Genomic DNA, 18,277 nt, shown 5'->3' with positions numbered 1-18,277 from the left:
ATGAGTCAATTAGTTGCAAAAATAAATAATTTATTTTTGAAGGTAATTATTGCCCAAAGTTAAACCCCTTTATTTAAAGGCAATTCAGCTACTACAAAGGTACTACCGCCAATAAAGATAAAATCATTTTTTGTGGCATTATTCTTAGAGTTCACATAAGCGTCTGTTACAGAGCGGTATGTGTTTCCGTTAAGATGGTATTTTTTTGCTTTTTCTTGTAAAATGGCAGCGTCTAAACCACGTGGAATGTTTGGTTTGCAGAAATAATAAGTAGCATTCTTTGGAAATAAAGGTAAAACTTCGTCCAAATCTTTGTCATTTACGACTCCTAAAACAATATGTAAAGCCTCAAAAGCTTCTTTTTGAATTTGGTTCATGACAATTTCCAGTCCGTTTTTGTTGTGTGCGGTGTCGCAAATAACTTTTGGGGATTCGCCTAGTTGTTGCCATCTTCCTTGAAGTCCTGTGTTTTTTACAACCAGCAATAAACCAGATTTGATATCTTCCTGGAAGACTTTGAATTCTTTTTGCTCATTTAAAACAGCAATTGTTTGTAGGGCAGTTTTCTTATTATGCACTTGATAATCGCCAATTAAATCAGAAGAATAGGTTTCTGAAATCAATTCAGAAGCAAAGTAGATTGTGGAGTTGCATTCTTTGGCTTTCGCCAAAAAAACAGGTTTGGTTTCAGGAGTATATTCTCCAATAACCACGGGAATATTTGGCTTTATAATTCCCGCTTTTTCAAAAGCAACAGCTTCAAGTGTGTTGCCAAGAAATTGGGTGTGGTCCAATCCAATATTCGTAATCACGGATACGAGCGGCGTAATGACATTGGTGGCGTCTAATCTTCCGCCCATTCCAACTTCTATAATGGCGATGTCCACTTTTTCTTTTGCAAAATAATCAAAAGCCAATCCAACGGTCATTTCGAAAAAACTCATGTCGTTTGCTTCAAAAAACGCTTTATGCTTATTTGTAAAATCAGTAACAAATGCTTCAGAAATTTCCATTCTGTTAATTTTGATGCGCTCCCTGAAATCTTTTAAATGAGGCGAGGTATACAATCCCACTTTATAGCCCGCTTCCTGAAGTATCGAAGCCAGCATGTGCGAAGTAGAACCTTTTCCGTTGGTTCCTGCAATATGAATGCATTTTATTTTTTCTTGAGGATTGTCAAGATGATCTATTAGTAAATGGGTGTTGGTTAAATCTTTTTTATAGGCCGAAGCGCCCTGTAGTTGGTATATCGGTAGTTGGTTAAATAGCCAATTTATAGTTTCCTGATAGTTCATTTTTTGAATAAAATAGTAGTTGTTTAAAATATTTTTCGATTTTTTTAGTTTAATAGTACATCGAAAAGTATCTTTATTGCAAAATTGAAATAATTTTTAGAATTAATGAGTAAAAATCAATAATAATATATGTTTAGTTTTATACAATTACAGGCCGACACTATTGCTAATGCTGCGTCAAACGTAGTAATCGAGAAAATTGCTCCAAATACTGAAATCTCTGTTTTGGAATTTATTTTAAAAGGAGGGTTCTTCTTAATCCCAATTTCAATTCTATTATTCTATACTTTTTATTTAATTATAGAACGTACGATGTACATTCATAAAGCATCTAAAATGGATCATCGATTGATGTCAGATGTCAGAGACAATCTAAATTCCGGGAATCTGGAATTGGCACGATCCATAGCCGAAAGAAGCAACACGTCTTCCGGTAACATTATTAAAGAAGGAATTCTTGTTATTGGCAGGCCTATTACGGAGATTGAATCTAATATGGATCGCGCTGCAGACATTGAAATTGGAGAAATGGAAAAACATTTGGGTCAATTGGGACTTATTGCGGGGATTGCACCTACATTAGGATTTATTGGAACTATTTCTGGAGTAATTAAAATATTTTACAGTATTTCAGTTACTGAGAATATAAGCATTGGTAATATTTCTGGAGGTTTATACGAGAAAATGATCAGTAGTGGTTCTGGGTTATTGGTTGGTATTATTGCCTATAGTGCGTACCATTTATTAAACGGAAAAATTGATAATTTTGCTTTAAAAATTCAAAAACAGATACTGGAATTCGTAAATATTATTCAAAGATCGTAACATGTCTATAAAACGAAAAAGAAGATTTCATGCCGAAGTGGCTACTTCGTCATTAAGTGATATTATGTTTTTCTTGTTGTTGTTTTTTCTGATTATATCTACTTTGGCGAATCCAAATGTTATAAAAATGACATTGCCAAAAGCTAAGGCTAACGAGAAAACCAACAAGCAATACATCAGTTTGTCAGTCACAGAAGATAAGAAATTCTATATCGACAAACAAGCTGTAACATTTGAGGAGTTAGAAACGACTTTAATGTCTAAAATGAATAGTGAAAAGGATCAAACCGTTGTGGTGAGAATTCCATTTAATTTGCAAGTTCAGGATTTAGTTGATGTTTTGCAAATAGGAGTAAAAAACAATCTGAAGTTTGTGATCGCTACCAGTGCAAAGTAAGAAAATGATTTTAAATATGAGTTTTACTTGTTCGGATTGATTTAAACTTGAAATGAACTATATAAAAAAATGCCTCGACTTTTATCGAGGCATTTTTTATTTATTAGGATTGTATTTATTTTAATTCAAATTGAAATTGTAAACGATTTTTCCGACTTGTTTTTCCGGGGCATCGCTGCTGGCATCCCATTTAGTGTTCATCGCTGCTATTCTTGCTTGGTCTAACAAGCATCTTGCTGTATTCGTTGTTCCTTTTACACCGGCAATTGCATTTATAGTTCGTCCATTTCTGTCTACTGATACTTCAACGACAACTTTTCCTTCTTCGTTACAGGTGTATTTAGGAGCCGGTTTCGAAACTGCTTTTCTGTTTCCTAGGGAGTAGCCGCTACCGCCACCAGAGCCACTTCCGTTTCCTCCACCGCTACCGGAGCCGTATCCGCTGCCAGTTCCTATTCCGGTTCCAGTACCATTTCCACCGCCTGTTCCTCCTCCAGAACCACCCGTTCCATAATAGCCATTAGAACTTAAACTTCCGTTTGATTTTCCTTTATTTCCGGCTGCTTTGTCATCGCCATCACCGCCTTTATTGGAACCTTTCAGAATGCTGGATAACGCGTCATTTGTATTGTTAGAAACTTTAGGTTTTACAACCACTGGTTTTGGTTTCTCTTTTACAACAGCAATAGGTTTTGTAGTTTTTTCTTTTTGGGGAATGACAACACTTTCTTCGGTACTGTTTTCCTGCGATAAAATAGCTTCGTCAGGAGTTGATTTTGTTGGCGTTTGTCTTGTTTGGTTTTTTACTTGCAGCACTTCACTTTTATAATTCGCACCAGAACCCAAATCGCTGTCTCCGAAATTCACGGTAACGCCTCCGCCACCTCCGCCGCCTGCAAGTTCCGCCAGGTTTGCTGGTGGCCAAAAGCGGATGAAAAATAAAATTAACAACATTGTCGCATACAAAAGAATGGATATGGCTAAAGATTTCTTTTGGTCTGATGAAATGGTGGAACTCATTTGTATTTTAAATTTAAAAAAGTGTATTACTAAAAAACGTTGAAAAGTACTAAAAATTGTCAAGAGTAAAAAGCTACTGAAGGAATATAAATAAGTTTGCTTTATTTAAAATTGAAAATAAGAAAAAGGGATTAAATAGATTTTGAATAATCTACTTAATCCCAGTTTCAATATGTTTGATGAATGCTTTTTTTTAAGTAAGCTGTTTCAATGCAATTTCAAAGGCTGTTGCACTAATATTTGTTTTGCTTGGATTCAAATCATGTGCTTTTTCAATTGCCTTTTTAATGGTTTCCGATGTGTCTTGAAAGATAGCTTCATCCGTCATTTGCACTTTCTTTTCCATGAAATAAGCAAAAACGCGAGCCATTCCACAATTAGAAATAAAGTCAGGAATTAAACTCACTTTATGATCTACATCTTCCATGATTGGACCGAAAAATATTTCTTTGTCGGCAAAAGGAACATTCGCACCACATGAAATTACTTCAAGACCATTAGCAATCAAGCTGTCAATTTGAGATTGAGCAACTAATCTGGACGCTGCACAAGGAGTGAATATTTCAGCGCCTATTGTCCAGATTTTTTGGTTGATTTCTTCAAAAGGAATCATGTTTTCGGCAACCAGTTTGTTTCCGTCTTTAGCAAGAAATAACGCTTTTATTTCTTCGAAAGTAAAACCTTCTTCGTTTATCAGTCCGCCATCTCTATCAATGATACCGATGATTTTTGCTCCCATTTCTGCCAAATAAAATGCTGCGGCCGAACCTACATTTCCAAAACCTTGGACAATGGCTTTCTTGCCTTTTACATCTCCGCCATAAATAGTATAATAATTACGAACTGCTTCAGCAACGCCAAAACCGGTTATCATATCTGCAATGGTATATTTTCGAGAAACGTCTGGTGAGAATTTTGGATTCTCAATTACTTTAACCACACCTTGGCGCAATTGACCAATTCTGTTGATTTTATCCGCTTCGGTAGGTTTAAAATGCCCGTTAAAAACGCCTTCCTGCGGATGCCAAACGCCACATTCTTCCGTCATGGGAATTACCTCGTGAATTTCATCCACATTCAAATCACCTCCGGTTCCGTAATAGCTTTTCAATAGAGGAGAAACCGCTTTGTACCAACGTTGTAAAACGCCTTTTTTTCTGGGATCATTTGGGTCAAAATTAATTCCAGATTTAGCTCCGCCAATAGCAGGTCCTGAAACTGAAAATTTCACTTCCATTGTTTTTGCCAAAGATAAAACTTCATTCATATCCAACCCTTTTCTCATACGAGTTCCACCGCCAGCAGCGCCACCACGAAGAGAATTAATCACAGTCCAACCTTCGGCTTCGGTTTCAGCATCTTTCCAATGGAAAACTATCTCAGGTTCTTTATTTTCGAATTTCTTTAATAAATCTTTCATTTATTGCGATATGTTTAATTTTTACAAATATAAAAAATAGAATAATGCGAATTATGTATTTTTGATATTATTTTGAGTAATAAACATTTCCAGAGCTATGATCCATTTTGGCACCCGTAACACTGCTCAAAACATTGATTTCCCCTCGCAATTTTAATACGCCAAGCAACGCAAAAATCAACGCTTCTTTGAATTCGAGAATTTTAGCTGACGGAATTATGATTTTCATTTCAGGTAAATAGGACTGAATACGTTCGATAAGAAAATCATTATAGGCACCACCGCCAGTTATATAAAGACTTCCGTTTTTATTTGGCAAAGCCAAGGCAATTTGTAACGCTACATGTTCAGTGAACGTATGTAATTTATCTTCAATAGCAATTTCAAAACTTTCGATTAAAGGTAAAACGGTTTCTTTTACAAATTCAAAACCCAATGATTTAGGATGTTTTTTTTGGTAAAAATCCAAAGCATTTAACTGCTGTAGCAAATTAGTTTCAGTTTTTCCAGTTCTTGAAATGGTACCTTTATCATCATAATCGAATCCCAATTGATTGGCGTAAAAATTCAAAACGGTATTTACTGGTGAAATATCAAAGGCAATTCGTTGCTGGTCTTGTTCAAATGACACATTCGAAAAACCACCTAAATTCATGCAATAATCGTATTCAGAAAATAATATTCGATCGCCAACAGGAACCAAAGGCGCACCTTGACCGCCAAGTTGGACATCTTGTACTCTAAAGTCGCAGACTACCGTTTGGTGAATTAAAGTAGCGATTTCAGGTAAATTACCAATTTGAAGCGTAAAACCATTCTGTGGTTGATGTAAAATAGTATGGCCATGAGAACAAACGGCGTCCAGGTTTTCGATTTTATGTTTTTCGATAAAAGCTGCAATAATGGAAGCGAGAAGTTGGGTGTAATCCTGATTTAATTTTTCGAGCTGCTCTTTAGAATAATCCACAGCAGATTTTAGACTTTGTATCCAACTTGCACTATAGGCTATAGTTTCGCTTTCAAGTATTTCAAAAGCCCATTTATTGTTCTGTACTTTAAATTGAATATGTGTTAAATCAACACCATCAAGCGAAGTTCCTGACATTACTCCGATAACGTTATAGTAATCTTCTTTCATTGAATGAATTTCTAAATCAAAATTGATAATTTCATAATATTAAAGTATCTTTGAATGCTTTTTTTAAATAAAAAGTAATTTAATTAGTTTAAATAGGAACAATAGTCAAATTTACGGCAAAAAGCAGAAAACATAAAAAACTTTCTAAAGCTGTAAATTTAAGGATTGTAATTGAGTAATTTTACTTTTATTTGTAGAGTTGAAATTTTAATAAAAAACAAAATATAGTTATGAACTTTAATCTTACCGAAGAGCAGTTAATGATTCAGCAAGCAGCTAAAGATTTTGCTCAAAACGAATTATTGCCAGGTGTTATTGAAAGAGACGAATTCTCTAAATTTCCAACGGAGCAGGTGAAAAAAATGGCTGAGCTTGGTTTTTTAGGAATGATGGTGGATCCTAAATATGGTGGGTCCGGATTGGACAGCGTTTCTTATGTTTTGGCCATTACTGAAATTGCTAAAATAGATGCATCTACAGCAGTTGTAATGTCTGTAAATAACTCTTTGGTTTGTGCAGGTTTAGAAAAGTACTGCAATGAAGAACAAAAAATGAAATACTTGGTTCCTCTTGCCAAAGGAGACGTAATTGGCGCTTTTTGTTTGTCTGAGCCGGAAGCGGGTTCTGATGCGACTTCGCAAAAAACAACTGCAATCGATAAAGGCGATTATTACTTAATGAATGGAACCAAGAATTGGATTACTAATGGATCTTCGGCATCAACCTATATTGTAATTGCTCAAACTGATGTTGAAAAAGGACATAAAGGGATTAATGCATTTATAGTTGAAAAAGGTTGGGCGGGTTTTGATATTGGTCCAAAAGAGAAAAAAATGGGAATTCGTGGTTCTGATACGCATTCTTTAATGTTTAATGATGTTAAAGTGCCAAAGGAAAACCGAATTGGAGCAGATGGATTTGGGTTTAATTTTGCGATGAGCGTACTAAACGGCGGAAGGATAGGAATTGCTTCCCAAGCTTTAGGAATTGCCACCGGTGCTTATGAATTGGCCTTAAAATATTCTCAAGAACGTAAAGCTTTTGGGAAAGAGATTTTCAAACACCAAGCGATTGCTTTTAAATTAGCCGATATGGCAACTCAAATTATGGCTGCCAGAATGTTGTGTTTTAAAGCAGCTTCTGAAAAAGACTTGGGGATGGATATCTCACAATCTGGAGCAATGGCGAAGTTATTTGCTTCTCAAACCGCTATGGATACTACTATTGAAGCCGTTCAAATACATGGTGGAAATGGCTATGTTGCTGAGTATCATGTGGAACGAATGATGCGTGATGCTAAAATCACTCAAATATATGAGGGAACTTCTGAAATTCAACGTATTGTGATTTCAAGAACATTAGTTTCATAAATAAAATTTTATAGTTATTTATACCCTTTTCAATTTCGATTGGAAAGGGTTTTATTTTTTAAAACGATTTTTTAATATATTTACTGGAAGATTGGGCTGAAAAAGAAGGTAAAAGAGTAGATAATAAAGTGGTGATTGAAAATTATCTGACACAAAATGATATTGCGCAGATTATTTGTACTTCAAGACAGACTGCAACTCAATTGCTCAATGAAATGGAAACCAACGGAACACTGATTTATAACCGAAAAGAAATCGTTATCTCGGATATTTCAAAACTGTAGTTTCAATTATTTCGTACGTATTGTAAACTAGCTGACAAATGGCTTTTTTGATTCTAAATATCTTTGTTTAAGAAATAAATATAAGAATGTGATGAAAACAACTATTTTATCTTGGATTTTAAGGATTGCAGTGGCAGTAATTTTATCACAAACCCTATATTTTAAATTTACTGGTGCCGAGGAAAGTATTTATATTTTTACTGCTTTGGGAGTGGAACCTTATGGAAGAATTGGTACTGGTATCTTAGAATTGATTACTGTAGTTCTAATTTTAATGCCTAGAACTACAATATATGGAGCATTGCTAGGTTCTAGTATAATGGTCGGAGCTATTATTTCACATCTGTTTGTTCTGGGAATTGAAGTTGAGGGTGATGGTGGAACGCTATTTGCGTTGGCTAACATAACCTTATTTAGTTGTCTTACTTTAATTTTTTTAAATAGAGATAAACTGCCAAATTTATTAAAATTAAAACTATAATATGCTGATACCTTCTATTACTAATAGTCTAAACGAATTGATTGATTTGCTCAATCAATTATCGAATAAAGATTACTCAAATCCATGTACTGAATTGAGTAATGCCAGTATAGGAGAACATACGAGGCATATTATCGAAATGTTTCAGTGTCTTGAAAATCAATACGATTTAGGGATTGTGAATTATGATAAAAGGGCGCGCAATATTTTGATTCAAACGGATGTGAATTATGCGATTCATCATATTTTAGAAATAAAAAATAATCTTGAAAAAGAGAATAAAAATATCGATTTGCAACAAATGATTGACGGTGAGGAAATCCGAATTCAAAGTAATTATTATAGAGAATTGCTCTATAATTTAGAGCATTGTATTCATCATCAGGCGCTGATAAAAGTGGCTATTTTAAAATGTGAAAATATCACGGTCGATGAGAATTTTGGAGTTGCCCGTTCTACAATTGAATACAGGAATCAATGTGCACAGTAAGTTTTATTCATGTCAATGACACAATTATCATTACCTCAAATCGAGATGAAAAAATAATTAGACCATCGGCAATACCGCCCAGAGATTATACCATAAACGGTAAGAATGTCATTTTTCCAAAAGACCCAAAAGCTGGTGGAACTTGGTTTGTTGTCGATGCAAATGGAACTGTTTTGGTTTTATTAAATGGTGCTGACGAAAAACACAAAGTAGTGCTTCCTTACAGGAAAAGTCGCGGTCTAATTGTGCTTGATATTATTAGCAGCGTATCGCCGAAGGATTTTTGGGACGAAATTGATTTGGAAAACATAGAACCTTTTACATTGGTTTTATTTCAAAATAAGGAGCTGTTTCAATTGCGATGGAATGGAAATCAGAAAGAAACGACTCTTTTAGATAGTCATAAAAATCACATTTGGTCGTCGTCAACGTTATATCCAGCGGCAATTAGGGAGAAACGTACCAATTGGTTTTATACTTTTTTGGATGTAAATCCAGAAATATCAGAAACAGAGATGCTTCATTTTCATCGCTATACCGAAGAGAAAAATCAGGAAAACGGATTGGTTATCAATCGAAATGACGAAATGAAAACCTTGAGTATTACCCAATCTGTAATCGAAAAAAATAAAGTTGCTATATTGCATTGCGATTTGATTGCACAAAAAGAGTACAAGACTTCATTTATCACTATTTAAAATTTTCTCAATTGAAATTACTTTTTCATAAGATTACGCATTGGGAATATTGGCCGTTTCAGATTGTTTATATTCCAATTTATTTTCTTTGGGCATTTTATTCACTTAAAGCAAAATCGATTTTTTTCTTTAACGCGGCTAATCCAACGATAAAAAACGGAGGATTTATGATGGAGTCCAAAAAAGCGATCTACGACTTGATTCCACAGCAATATTACCCAAAAACGGAACTCATAAAAGAAGGAACTTCAGTGGAAGAAATTCTAAAAATAATCCAATTTTCGGGAATAAAATATCCATTGATTGCAAAACCTGATATTGGTTTGCGTGGTTCCGGAGTCAAAAAAATAGATACTGTTGCCGACTTAAAAAGATATGCTGAAAAGGCAAATTTTGATTTTGTAGTGCAAGATTTAATTCCTTTCGAAAATGAAGTTGGAATTTTTTATGTACGTTATCCACACGAGAAAATTGGTAAAATAACAGGAATAGTTTCCAAAGAATTTCTAATAATCACTGGAGATGGAATTGCAACTATTGAACAGTTAATCAAGAAAAACCCTCGTTACGAATTGCAACTTAAAGTATTGCAGCAAGAATACGGTAAGAAATTATTGAAGGTTTTGCCAAAAGGGGAAAAACTAAATTTAGTACCGTACGGGAATCACGCACGAGGTGCAAAATTTATTGACGGAAGCCATTGGATAACTCCAAAATTAAACGAAACCATCAATGAAATGTGTTTGCAAATTCCGGGTTTTTATTTCGGAAGATTGGATGTGATGTACACTACTTTCGAAGATTTGGAACAAGGAAAAAATTGTGCTATTGTCGAGTTGAATGGAGCTGCAAGTGAACCCACGCATATCTATGATCCAAAACATTCGTTGCTATTTGCGTGGAAAGAACTTGCCCGGCATATTACGTATATGTATGAAATAAGTGTTGAAAATCATAAATCCGGAAATCCGTATTTGCCACACAAGGAAGGGATGAAAGAATATCGTCTGCATTTAGAGCAAAGCAATAGAATAGTAAATTTCTAATAAAATGAAAGTTATAAAAAATATTCTCGTTGGTTTCTTGGTGAGTTTTATCGGCTCAGTTCCACTGGGATATTTAAATATTATTGGGTTCGAAATTTATGCTGAATTAGGAATTAATAGTTTGATTTTTTATTTGTTGGGTGTTATTTCGGTTGAGGTTTTTGTAATTTACTTCACGTTGATTTTTGCAAATCAATTGGTAAACAATAAAAAACTGATGAAAATTATCGATTTTTTTGCGGTCTTCTTTTTGCTGTTTCTGGGATATTCTTTTTATGCTCATTCGAATCAAACAGCAGCAAATCATAATGATTTAGAGAAAATTATAAAGTATTCGCCTTTTCTAATTGGTGTGTTTTTGAATGGTATCAATTTTCTTCAAGTGCCATTCTGGACGGGATGGAATCTCTATTTGATTAATGGAAATTATATTGCTATCGAGAAAAGACTTAAATATTATTACGTTTTTGGGACTTTGGTTGGGACTTTTTTTGGAATGCTGGCTTTAGTAATTATTTTAAATTTATTTTCCCAAAACACGGCTAGTTTTTCAAGATATATAGTGCCAGTAATTATTCCGTTATTTTTTGTAGTTTTAGCTCTGATTCAAATGTATAAAGTCTACAAAAAATATTATAAGAAATAAGATTTTGATGCTATCAATTAAAATAAGATTGCTCCTTTTAACCAAAGAATTATTAACCATGAAAAACACATTTTTACTGCTGCCGTTCGTTCTATTCGGATGTGTACGAAATTCTTCTATCACGGCTCAAGCTACAAGCGATACTCGATTAAAACTATTAGAAGCTGAATATATAGTCAAAGAAAATGATGTTGCAGAAACATTGAAATTCTTGACTTCGGACGAATTGGAAGGCAGAGAAACCGGGACAAAGGGAATGGTAAAAGCGGCAGATTATTTGGAACAGTTTTTCAAAGACAATAATGTCAAACCTTATTTTTCTAGTTATCGCGATACGTTGTCTAATTTTAAAGAACCCGCTTTTAATATTGTAGGTTTTGTCGAAGGAAATGATCCTGAGCTAAAAAATGAATTCGTTATTATTAGCGGACATTATGATCATATTGGAATTAATAAAAAAGGAATAAATGGAGATTTTATAAATAATGGTGCGAATGATGATGCTTCGGGAACGACTGCAGTTGCTGAAATGGCGAAATATTTCAGTAGTGTTAAAAACAATAAGAGAAGTATTCTTTTTGTGTTCTTTGTAGGAGAGGAAAAAGGATTGTTAGGGTCTAAACATTTAGCCAAAAAGCTGAAAGCGCAAAACTTTAATTTGTACGCGCAATTCAATATTGAGATGATTGGAGTGCCAATGAAAAGGTCTTATTTAGCATATATTACAGGTTTTGACAAATCGAATATGGCGGGTAAAATCAATGAATATACAGGAAAAAATACGATTGGGTTTTTACCTAAAGAAGCCGAATATCAATTGTTTTACAGATCAGATAATTATTCTTTTTACAATGTTTTCAAGGTTCCTTGCCAATCTGTGAGTACTTTCGATTTTGAAAATTTCGAATTCTACCATCATGTTTCAGATGAATTTAACGTAATGGATTTACCTCATATGACTTCGTTTATTCAGGAATTATTACCTGCCGTAACGCAAATGGCTAATACGCCAACACATGAAATTCATATGAATTAGAAATATTAAGAGACAGGCTGATTCATATCGTAAGCCAAAATAAAGTAGTTATTATTGTTGAATTGAAAATCGCCAATAATTGTCCATTTTAGTTTTTCGGTATGCGCTTTTGTTGATGGAATATTAGTTTTGTTAATGAAAGTCAAAGCCAATGAATATTTTTTAACAACGTGTTTTCTCATGAATTCAAAAAGAGGCGTTATCAATCCTTTTCCTCTGTATTTTTTATCGATACAAATAGGCCCATATTGAAAGCTATTGGTTGTAGTAGCATCAAAATCTAAAAATTTAAGATCAGGTAATAGCGTAATCATGTAATTGAATATAGGCCATTGATTGAAAAAATCCCAGCTTCCAGAAAATATGTAGGCAATCGTTTTGTTGTTGTCTTTGGCTAAAAACAATCCCTCTTGTGTTATTACTTCTGTTAATTGAGGAATTGTAAACGGAGTGGTAACAAAACCAAATTCTTTTTCTTCTTCAGATAAATTAGAGACAAGATATAATTCCTGTAATGCTAATACTCCATCAATATCACTCAATTTTGCTACTTCAAATTGTATGTTTTCTATCATTTTATGCGAATTCAAATCGTATTTTGTTTCGGCAAAATTAAGCAAAATTATAGAAAACCTTATTTTTATATTCGAAACAATACCTACAGCTAAAATGATGTTTTTTTTAGTGTTTTTGTTTATTTTTGCTACATGAAAAATATTATTATTACAGGAACGAGCAGAGGTATAGGATATGAGTTGGCATTGCAATTTGCCAAGGCTGGACATCAGGTTCTGGCTATTTCCAGAAAAATTCCTCAGACTTTATTAGGGAATGAAAATATCACATGTCTTTCGGTTGATTTGTCCAATGAGTCTGAATTGGAAAAAGTTAAAGATTTTCTTTCTAAATCTTGGAAACAAATTGATGCTGTCGTTCACAATGCAGGAAGTTTATTGTTGAAACCCTTTTCAGAAACGTCTCAGGAAGATTTTGAAAATATCTATAAAGTCAATGTTTTTGGGGTTGCTAACTTGACCCGAATTTGCTTGCCTTATTTACAAAAAGGAAGCCATGTCGTAACGATAAGTTCTATGGGCGGAATTCAGGGAAGTTTGAAGTTTGCCGGACTTGCAGCATATAGTTCAAGTAAAGGTGCCGTTATTACACTGTCAGAGTTGTTAGCAGAGGAATATAAAGAGCGGGGCATTGCTTTTAATGTTTTGGCATTAGGTTCTGTTCAAACTGAAATGTTGGCAGAAGCTTTTCCTGGCTATCAAGCGCCTATTTCTGCAAGCGAAATGGCAGATTATATTTTTAATTTTACGTTGACGGGAAATAAATATTTCAACGGTAAAGTGTTGCAAGTTTCTTCTACGAACCCTTAATTCCTAACTCATAACTATTTTGAGCGAAACCTTAGCCAGATACATTCCAGAACATGCAGTAAAACCCGTTTTCGAACTTATTGTTGCCAATCAAGTGCATCTTAAGATTGTTAACGAAAGGCAGACGCGTCATGGTGATTATCGAAAAGGTTTGAATGGAAAGCATGAAATAACAGTAAATTCAAACCTGAATAAATACAAGTTTTTGATTACGCTGATTCATGAAATTTCACATTTGGTTGCCTTTGAAAAATTTGGGCGACATATTAAACCCCATGGAAACGAGTGGAAGTATTCCTTTCAACGATTAATGATTCCCTATATTCGTCCGGAGATTTTTCCGAATCACTTGTTGCCTTTGTTGGCGAGACATTTCAAAAATCCAACAGCCAGTAGCGATACTGATGCTACTTTGGCATTGGCATTGAAACAATTTGACCAACAAAATGATAAAAACTATGTATTCGAAATTCCGTATGGCAGTGTTTTCCGAATCCAAAGCGGAAAAATTTTCAAGAAAATAGCAATCCGAACGAAGCGTTTTGAATGCTTGGAAATGAGTTCTGGAAAAACCTATTTGTTTAATCCTAATGCTGAGGTGGAGTTGTTGAAATCAAGTTAGCCTTTTACTCTTTCAAATACGCTTCTCGTATTTTTTTGGAATGTAGAATAATTCTATAATAACCTGATTATTAGTTATTTTTTATTCATGTAAATGTGAAAAAGGTTTTTTAAGGTGATTTTATGTAAATTTTATCTTATATTCACAGTATTGTTTCGCCTTCACATAAAAGAATATAGTCATGAAAAACCTACTATTCCTATTTGCAACTCTGCTCATGTTCTTTAAAATATCATCATTTTGAATAATAAAAATATGAAAAATGCAATCATTTGTTTCGTATTTATCTTCATACCTTTTTTGATAAACGCACAAGAAACTACAAAAACCGCAATCGTCAGTCCAAAAGGGAATTGGTATTTTGGCGCAGAAATGGGTTTGAATACAATAACCTCTTTCAAGCTAGGCGAGTCCAATAAATCATTTCAAGGAGGGGTTTTGGCAGAATATTATACGGGGAGACATTGGAGTTTGACTGGGCAAATTAAATATTTTGAAACGGGAGTTTCATTTTTCAAACCAAATACTCATAGTGGCAGTTGGTTTGATTTAGGAAGCGATGCGTATTCCGGTGTTTTTAAGGGAGCCGTTATTTCTATTCCTGTAGCTATAAAATGGGAGTTTAGAATTTTTAAAAACTTTCGCGGAAGTTTGAAAATGGGGTATGCGCACAGTTTTGAAACCAAAAGTAGTTATACTAATTACTCTGAAAATTTAAAAACCGACTATCCGAAAAATTATGGAAGTTCAATTTCAGGATTGGGTTTCAATTATTTTTTAAACAATAAAACTGCCATCTATGTTGATTTTGAAACCTATTTTGGAGGACGAAAAGCAAAAATACCAGCGCTTATTTTTGATAATGATCAACATGTTATGAATAATTTAATCAATATTGGTGTAAAACATAACTTTAAAAAATGATGTATAAAAATTACAGTTATTTGTTTCGTTTTATCTTCTTCTAAAAGCATTGGTAGCAAAAAATCATTTTTTATTACGTAGTTGCGTATAAAAACCTTTGTCAAATATAGTTGTTGTTGTTATTAAGGAAAAAAGAAAGCTTAATTTAGGGTGCTTTTACTCTTTCAAATAGGCTTCTCTCACTTTTTTGAATAAATTTGAAGAATAAACAAAGGCTACAACAGCTTCGTTATCGGTTCTGAAAATTTCTTCTTTGGTTCCTTCCCAAGCTTTTAAACCATCTTTTAAAAATAAAATTTTCTCCCCAATTTCCATCACTGAGTTCATATCATGCGTGTTTATAACCGTTGTGATGTTGTACTCTTCAGTGATTTCTTTAATAAGATTATCGATTAATATAGCTGTGTTTGGGTCTAATCCAGAGTTAGGTTCATCGCAAAACAGGTATTTGGGATTGTTTACAATAGCGCGGGCAATAGCTACCCGTTTTTGCATTCCTCCTGAAATTTCAGACGGTAATTTATTATGCGCGTCAGTAAGGTTGACTCTTTTTAGTACAAAGTCAACGCGCTGCTGAATTTTTGAATTATTGTCTTTAGTGAACATTTTTAACGGAAAACCAACATTTTCAGCTACAGTCATGGAATCAAATAAAGCACTTCCTTGGAAAACCATTCCTATTTCAGTTCGTAAATCTCGTTTGTCATCGGGAGTTAATTCAGAATAAATCCTGCCATCAAATGAAATTGTTCCTGATTCTGGTGTATGGATTCCTAAAAGACTTTTTAGCAAAACCGTTTTTCCAGATCCGCTTTGTCCAATAATCAAATTTGTTTTTCCAGTTTCAAAAACCGTCGAAACTCCTTTAAGAATTTTGATATCGCCAAATGATTTTTCTATGTTTTTTACTTCTATCATGAGCCAAGTAACAGTTGTGTTAAAATATAATTGAATAGTATTATCGAAACCGATGTCCAAACAAAGGCGACCGTACTGGCTTTACCCACTTCAAGTGCGCCACCTTTCATATAATACCCATGAAAAGAAGGGATTGTGGCTAACAACATGGCAAATATTAATGTTTTAATGAAAGCATAAACGATATGAAAAGGAATGAATTCCATCTGGGCCCCATTTATAAATTCCGAACTTGATGTAAAACCGCCATAAACACCAGCCATCCAGCCTCCCAAAACCCCTAGAAACATTGCGATTCCAATAAGGAATGGGTATAATAATAAAGCGATTATTTTTGGAAAAACCAAATAGTTTAAAGAGTTGACTCCCATCACTTCCAGCGCATCAATCTGTTCTGTAACTCTCATGGTTCCTATGCTAGACGTAATAAAAGACCCCATTTTTCCGGCCATAATCACGGAGATGAAGGTCGGTGCAAACTCTAATATTACGGATTGTCTGGTAGCAAAACCAATAAGATATTTTGGAATTAAAGGATTGGTCAAATTTAATGCCGTTTGAATGGCTACAACACCTCCGACAAAGAATGAGATGAAAGCCACTATACCAAGGGAACCAATAATTAAATCATCAATTTCCTTGAAAATTAGATTTCTCATCACGGACCATTTCGTCTGTTTATTGAAAATTTCTTTCAGCATTAAGAAGTATCTTCCTATCTGCGTTATATATCGAATGAGCATCATATTTTTTGCGATTATGGGCTAAATTAAGGATTAGTTAGCAGTTTATACTTTCCAGTTTACAATTTTTTAATTGCTGAAGCTATAAAATCTTTTCTTTCATTTTCTTTAAGCGATACTTGCGAATGAATTTTGCTTGTTCTTCAGTTACCAATAAAGGGGTTTTAGCAGCTTTGGCTTTCCAAAAACCTTTGATATAATCTAAAAAGAGTAACGGTTTCTTTTTCATCATCGCCAGTTTTGCAGAAGCAATCGATGTGATTAAAAATCCGTAGCCTAAAGTGTAAAATGCTTCGCCTTGTTTGTATCGGGCTGTTTTGTTATAATTAGCTCCTGTTGGCTTCAAATGTTTTACGATCAAGGAAGCATCGGTAACTACTTTCCAACCATAAAATTTTGACAGTAATTCATCAACGGTATCCCAACCCATAGCCGGTTTTAAATTCCCTATTTGTTGAAAACATGCTTTTCGGTAGGCTTTAAAAGCACCACGAATATGATCTTTATCCGTTAGGTTTTCCAGAATCCATTTACCGTTTTTTTCGATGTAAGCAAACCCGCCAGCCATTCCAATTGTCGCATCTTTTTCGAAAATATTTAAAATAGTTTCAAAATAGTTGTTGGGCAGAATTAAGTCGGCATCCAGTTTTACGATAACGTCGTAATCTTCGTCCAATGTTTCGAAACCTTTGTGAAAAGCCTGAATGACTTTACTTCCCGGGAGATGTATGGCGCTTGAAGTTTTGTTTACCAAAGTGATAAACGGATTTTCTTTGGCGAAAGCTGTTACAATTTCGGCAGTTTTATCAGTGGAATTGTCATTGACTACGACTACTTTTTTTGGTAAAACGGTTTGAGAAATCAAAGATTCCAATGTTAAAGCAATAAATGCTTCTTCGTTATGAGCCGGAATAACAATGTAATAATTCATTATTTTATTTTTTCAGCGTAAACAATATAATATCTGTTGGTGAACTTTCTCAATAAGGGACGAAGACCAAATTTTTTCACTGGATTGGTCCATTTTTCTCTGTCGATTATTTTCCAACCTGTTTTTTCCAATAGCCAGTCCAATTGCCAATCTTCAAATTCATGGTAATGTCTGTCCCACATATCAGTTTTGCTTCTATATGCCGGTGAAAACCACAAACGCATCGGGATGGATATAAAAAGCTTGTCGGATTTTATTTCTTTTAAAATGGTAAACGGATTGAGTAAATGTTCAAAGATTTCGAAAGCAGTTACCACATCCTGTTTTTCTGTTGAAAGTACGGTTTGGTCCGTGTCTAAGTCTTCTCCCGTTGTGTTTTTAACAGCAAATCCTTCCGATTTCATGATTTTAGAAAAGGGGTTTTCTACGCCTAAATCTAATATGGATTCATCCGTGGAGATGTGTTTTTTTAGGAATTCTAAAGTATGCTTGAATCTTTTATTGGGAAACGTTTTTTCGTACATGTTTTTTTGATTTTGCCGCAAGGGCACGAAGGCACAAATATAGTAATAAATGTGTTTTTGGGCACTGTTTTTTAGCCCGGATGG

General features: G+C 34.2%; 22 protein-coding genes. 13 read left to right on the top strand and 9 right to left on the bottom strand.

Translation table 11 applies throughout. The features are described 5' to 3' along the window. Positions 1 to 59: 59 nt before the first annotated feature. Positions 60 to 1,295, bottom strand: a complete 1,236-nt coding sequence (locus ACM55K_RS15115; protein WP_416851102.1) for a bifunctional folylpolyglutamate synthase/dihydrofolate synthase — start codon at positions 1,293 to 1,295, stop codon at positions 60 to 62. A gap of 129 nt (positions 1,296 to 1,424) precedes the next feature. Between ACM55K_RS15115 and ACM55K_RS15110 the strand changes: the two genes are divergently transcribed. Next, positions 1,425 to 2,120 (top strand): MotA/TolQ/ExbB proton channel family protein, encoded by a 696-nt coding sequence (locus ACM55K_RS15110; protein WP_416846569.1) that lies wholly within the window; start codon positions 1,425 to 1,427, stop codon positions 2,118 to 2,120. Position 2,121: 1 nt separating this feature from the next. Further along, positions 2,122 to 2,517, top strand: coding sequence for an ExbD/TolR family protein (locus tag ACM55K_RS15105; RefSeq protein ID WP_416851101.1), 396 nt, complete (start codon positions 2,122 to 2,124; stop codon positions 2,515 to 2,517). Between the two features lie 120 nt (positions 2,518 to 2,637). Here the strand turns inward: ACM55K_RS15105 and ACM55K_RS15100 are convergent, their stop codons facing one another. From ACM55K_RS15100 to ACM55K_RS15090, 3 genes are all read right to left on the bottom strand, one after another. After that, a complete protein-coding gene (locus ACM55K_RS15100; RefSeq protein ID WP_416851100.1) occupies positions 2,638 to 3,537 on the bottom strand; it encodes an energy transducer TonB family protein in 900 nt (299 codons plus the stop codon). A 193-nt stretch (positions 3,538 to 3,730) separates the two neighbouring features. Then, on the bottom strand, positions 3,731 to 4,957 hold the full coding sequence (locus ACM55K_RS15095; RefSeq protein WP_416851099.1) for a Glu/Leu/Phe/Val dehydrogenase dimerization domain-containing protein: 1,227 nt from the start codon (positions 4,955 to 4,957) through the stop codon (positions 3,731 to 3,733). Between the two features lie 67 nt (positions 4,958 to 5,024). Continuing rightward, positions 5,025 to 6,095, bottom strand: coding sequence for an anhydro-N-acetylmuramic acid kinase (locus tag ACM55K_RS15090; protein WP_416851098.1), 1,071 nt, complete (start codon positions 6,093 to 6,095; stop codon positions 5,025 to 5,027). A gap of 230 nt (positions 6,096 to 6,325) precedes the next feature. On the opposite strand from ACM55K_RS15090, the gene ACM55K_RS15085 reads away from it, so the two are divergent. The 8 genes from ACM55K_RS15085 to ACM55K_RS15050 all read left to right on the top strand — a co-directional run bounded on the left by ACM55K_RS15085 (position 6,326) and on the right by ACM55K_RS15050 (position 12,146). After that, on the top strand, positions 6,326 to 7,465 hold the full coding sequence (locus ACM55K_RS15085; protein ID WP_416851097.1) for an acyl-CoA dehydrogenase family protein: 1,140 nt from the start codon (positions 6,326 to 6,328) through the stop codon (positions 7,463 to 7,465). A gap of 74 nt (positions 7,466 to 7,539) precedes the next feature. Then, positions 7,540 to 7,749 carry a helix-turn-helix domain-containing protein gene (locus ACM55K_RS15080; protein WP_416851208.1) on the top strand — a complete coding sequence of 70 codons (210 nt, stop codon included), beginning with the start codon at positions 7,540 to 7,542 and terminating at the stop codon, positions 7,747 to 7,749. Between the two features lie 91 nt (positions 7,750 to 7,840). Beyond that, complete coding sequence (locus ACM55K_RS15075; RefSeq protein ID WP_416851096.1) at positions 7,841 to 8,230, top strand: DoxX family protein; 390 nt, start codon at positions 7,841 to 7,843, stop codon at positions 8,228 to 8,230. 1 nt (position 8,231) lies between these two features. Then, complete coding sequence (locus ACM55K_RS15070) at positions 8,232 to 8,720, top strand: DinB family protein (RefSeq protein ID WP_416851095.1); 489 nt, start codon at positions 8,232 to 8,234, stop codon at positions 8,718 to 8,720. Beyond that, positions 8,708 to 9,418 (top strand): NRDE family protein, encoded by a 711-nt coding sequence (locus ACM55K_RS15065; protein WP_416851094.1) that lies wholly within the window; start codon positions 8,708 to 8,710, stop codon positions 9,416 to 9,418. The genes ACM55K_RS15070 and ACM55K_RS15065 overlap by 13 nt, the downstream gene beginning before the upstream one ends. Positions 9,419 to 9,429: 11 nt before the next feature. Then, entirely contained in the window at positions 9,430 to 10,464 is a 1,035-nt protein-coding gene (locus ACM55K_RS15060) for an ATP-grasp domain-containing protein (protein ID WP_416851093.1), read from the top strand. A gap of 4 nt (positions 10,465 to 10,468) precedes the next feature. Continuing rightward, positions 10,469 to 11,110, top strand: a complete 642-nt coding sequence (locus ACM55K_RS15055) for a LysE family transporter (protein WP_416851092.1) — start codon at positions 10,469 to 10,471, stop codon at positions 11,108 to 11,110. Positions 11,111 to 11,168: 58 nt separating this feature from the next. Beyond that, entirely contained in the window at positions 11,169 to 12,146 is a 978-nt protein-coding gene (locus ACM55K_RS15050) for a M28 family peptidase (protein WP_416851091.1), read from the top strand. 5 nt (positions 12,147 to 12,151) lie between these two features. On the opposite strand, the gene ACM55K_RS15045 is transcribed toward ACM55K_RS15050, so the two are convergent. Continuing rightward, entirely contained in the window at positions 12,152 to 12,721 is a 570-nt protein-coding gene (locus ACM55K_RS15045; RefSeq protein ID WP_416851090.1) for a GNAT family acetyltransferase, read from the bottom strand. Between the two features lie 132 nt (positions 12,722 to 12,853). On the opposite strand from ACM55K_RS15045, the gene ACM55K_RS15040 reads away from it, so the two are divergent. The 3 genes from ACM55K_RS15040 (at position 12,854) to ACM55K_RS15030 (ending at position 15,077) form a co-directional block, all read left to right on the top strand. Further along, on the top strand, positions 12,854 to 13,531 hold the full coding sequence (locus ACM55K_RS15040) for an SDR family NAD(P)-dependent oxidoreductase (RefSeq protein WP_416851089.1): 678 nt from the start codon (positions 12,854 to 12,856) through the stop codon (positions 13,529 to 13,531). Between the two features lie 19 nt (positions 13,532 to 13,550). Continuing rightward, entirely contained in the window at positions 13,551 to 14,153 is a 603-nt protein-coding gene (locus ACM55K_RS15035; protein WP_416851088.1) for a SprT-like domain-containing protein, read from the top strand. A 240-nt stretch (positions 14,154 to 14,393) separates the two neighbouring features. Next, positions 14,394 to 15,077 (top strand): outer membrane beta-barrel protein, encoded by a 684-nt coding sequence (locus tag ACM55K_RS15030; RefSeq protein WP_416851087.1) that lies wholly within the window; start codon positions 14,394 to 14,396, stop codon positions 15,075 to 15,077. 156 nt (positions 15,078 to 15,233) lie between these two features. On the opposite strand, the gene ACM55K_RS15025 is transcribed toward ACM55K_RS15030, so the two are convergent. From ACM55K_RS15025 to ACM55K_RS15010, 4 genes are all read right to left on the bottom strand, one after another. Further along, positions 15,234 to 15,995 carry an ABC transporter ATP-binding protein gene (locus tag ACM55K_RS15025; protein WP_416851086.1) on the bottom strand — a complete coding sequence of 254 codons (762 nt, stop codon included), beginning with the start codon at positions 15,993 to 15,995 and terminating at the stop codon, positions 15,234 to 15,236. Next, positions 15,992 to 16,741: an MlaE family ABC transporter permease gene (locus ACM55K_RS15020; RefSeq protein WP_416851085.1), complete on the bottom strand. Its 750-nt coding sequence runs from the start codon at positions 16,739 to 16,741 to the stop codon at positions 15,992 to 15,994. Before ACM55K_RS15020 ends, ACM55K_RS15025 begins: the two co-directional genes overlap by 4 nt. 79 nt (positions 16,742 to 16,820) lie before the next feature. Continuing rightward, positions 16,821 to 17,669 (bottom strand): glycosyltransferase family 2 protein, encoded by an 849-nt coding sequence (locus ACM55K_RS15015; protein ID WP_416851084.1) that lies wholly within the window; start codon positions 17,667 to 17,669, stop codon positions 16,821 to 16,823. After that, the gene (locus tag ACM55K_RS15010) at positions 17,669 to 18,193 is read right to left on the bottom strand and encodes a methyltransferase domain-containing protein (RefSeq protein ID WP_416851083.1); all 525 of its coding nucleotides are present in this window, start codon (positions 18,191 to 18,193) and stop codon (positions 17,669 to 17,671) included. Before ACM55K_RS15010 ends, ACM55K_RS15015 begins: the two co-directional genes overlap by 1 nt. Positions 18,194 to 18,277: the final 84 nt, after the last annotated feature.

The sequence above is a fragment of the Flavobacterium arabinosi genome, from assembly GCF_048158725.1.
Classification (GTDB): domain Bacteria; phylum Bacteroidota; class Bacteroidia; order Flavobacteriales; family Flavobacteriaceae; genus Flavobacterium; species Flavobacterium arabinosi.
Note: the sequence above shows the minus strand (reverse complement) of the source record. Positions and strands in the feature narration are given on the sequence as shown.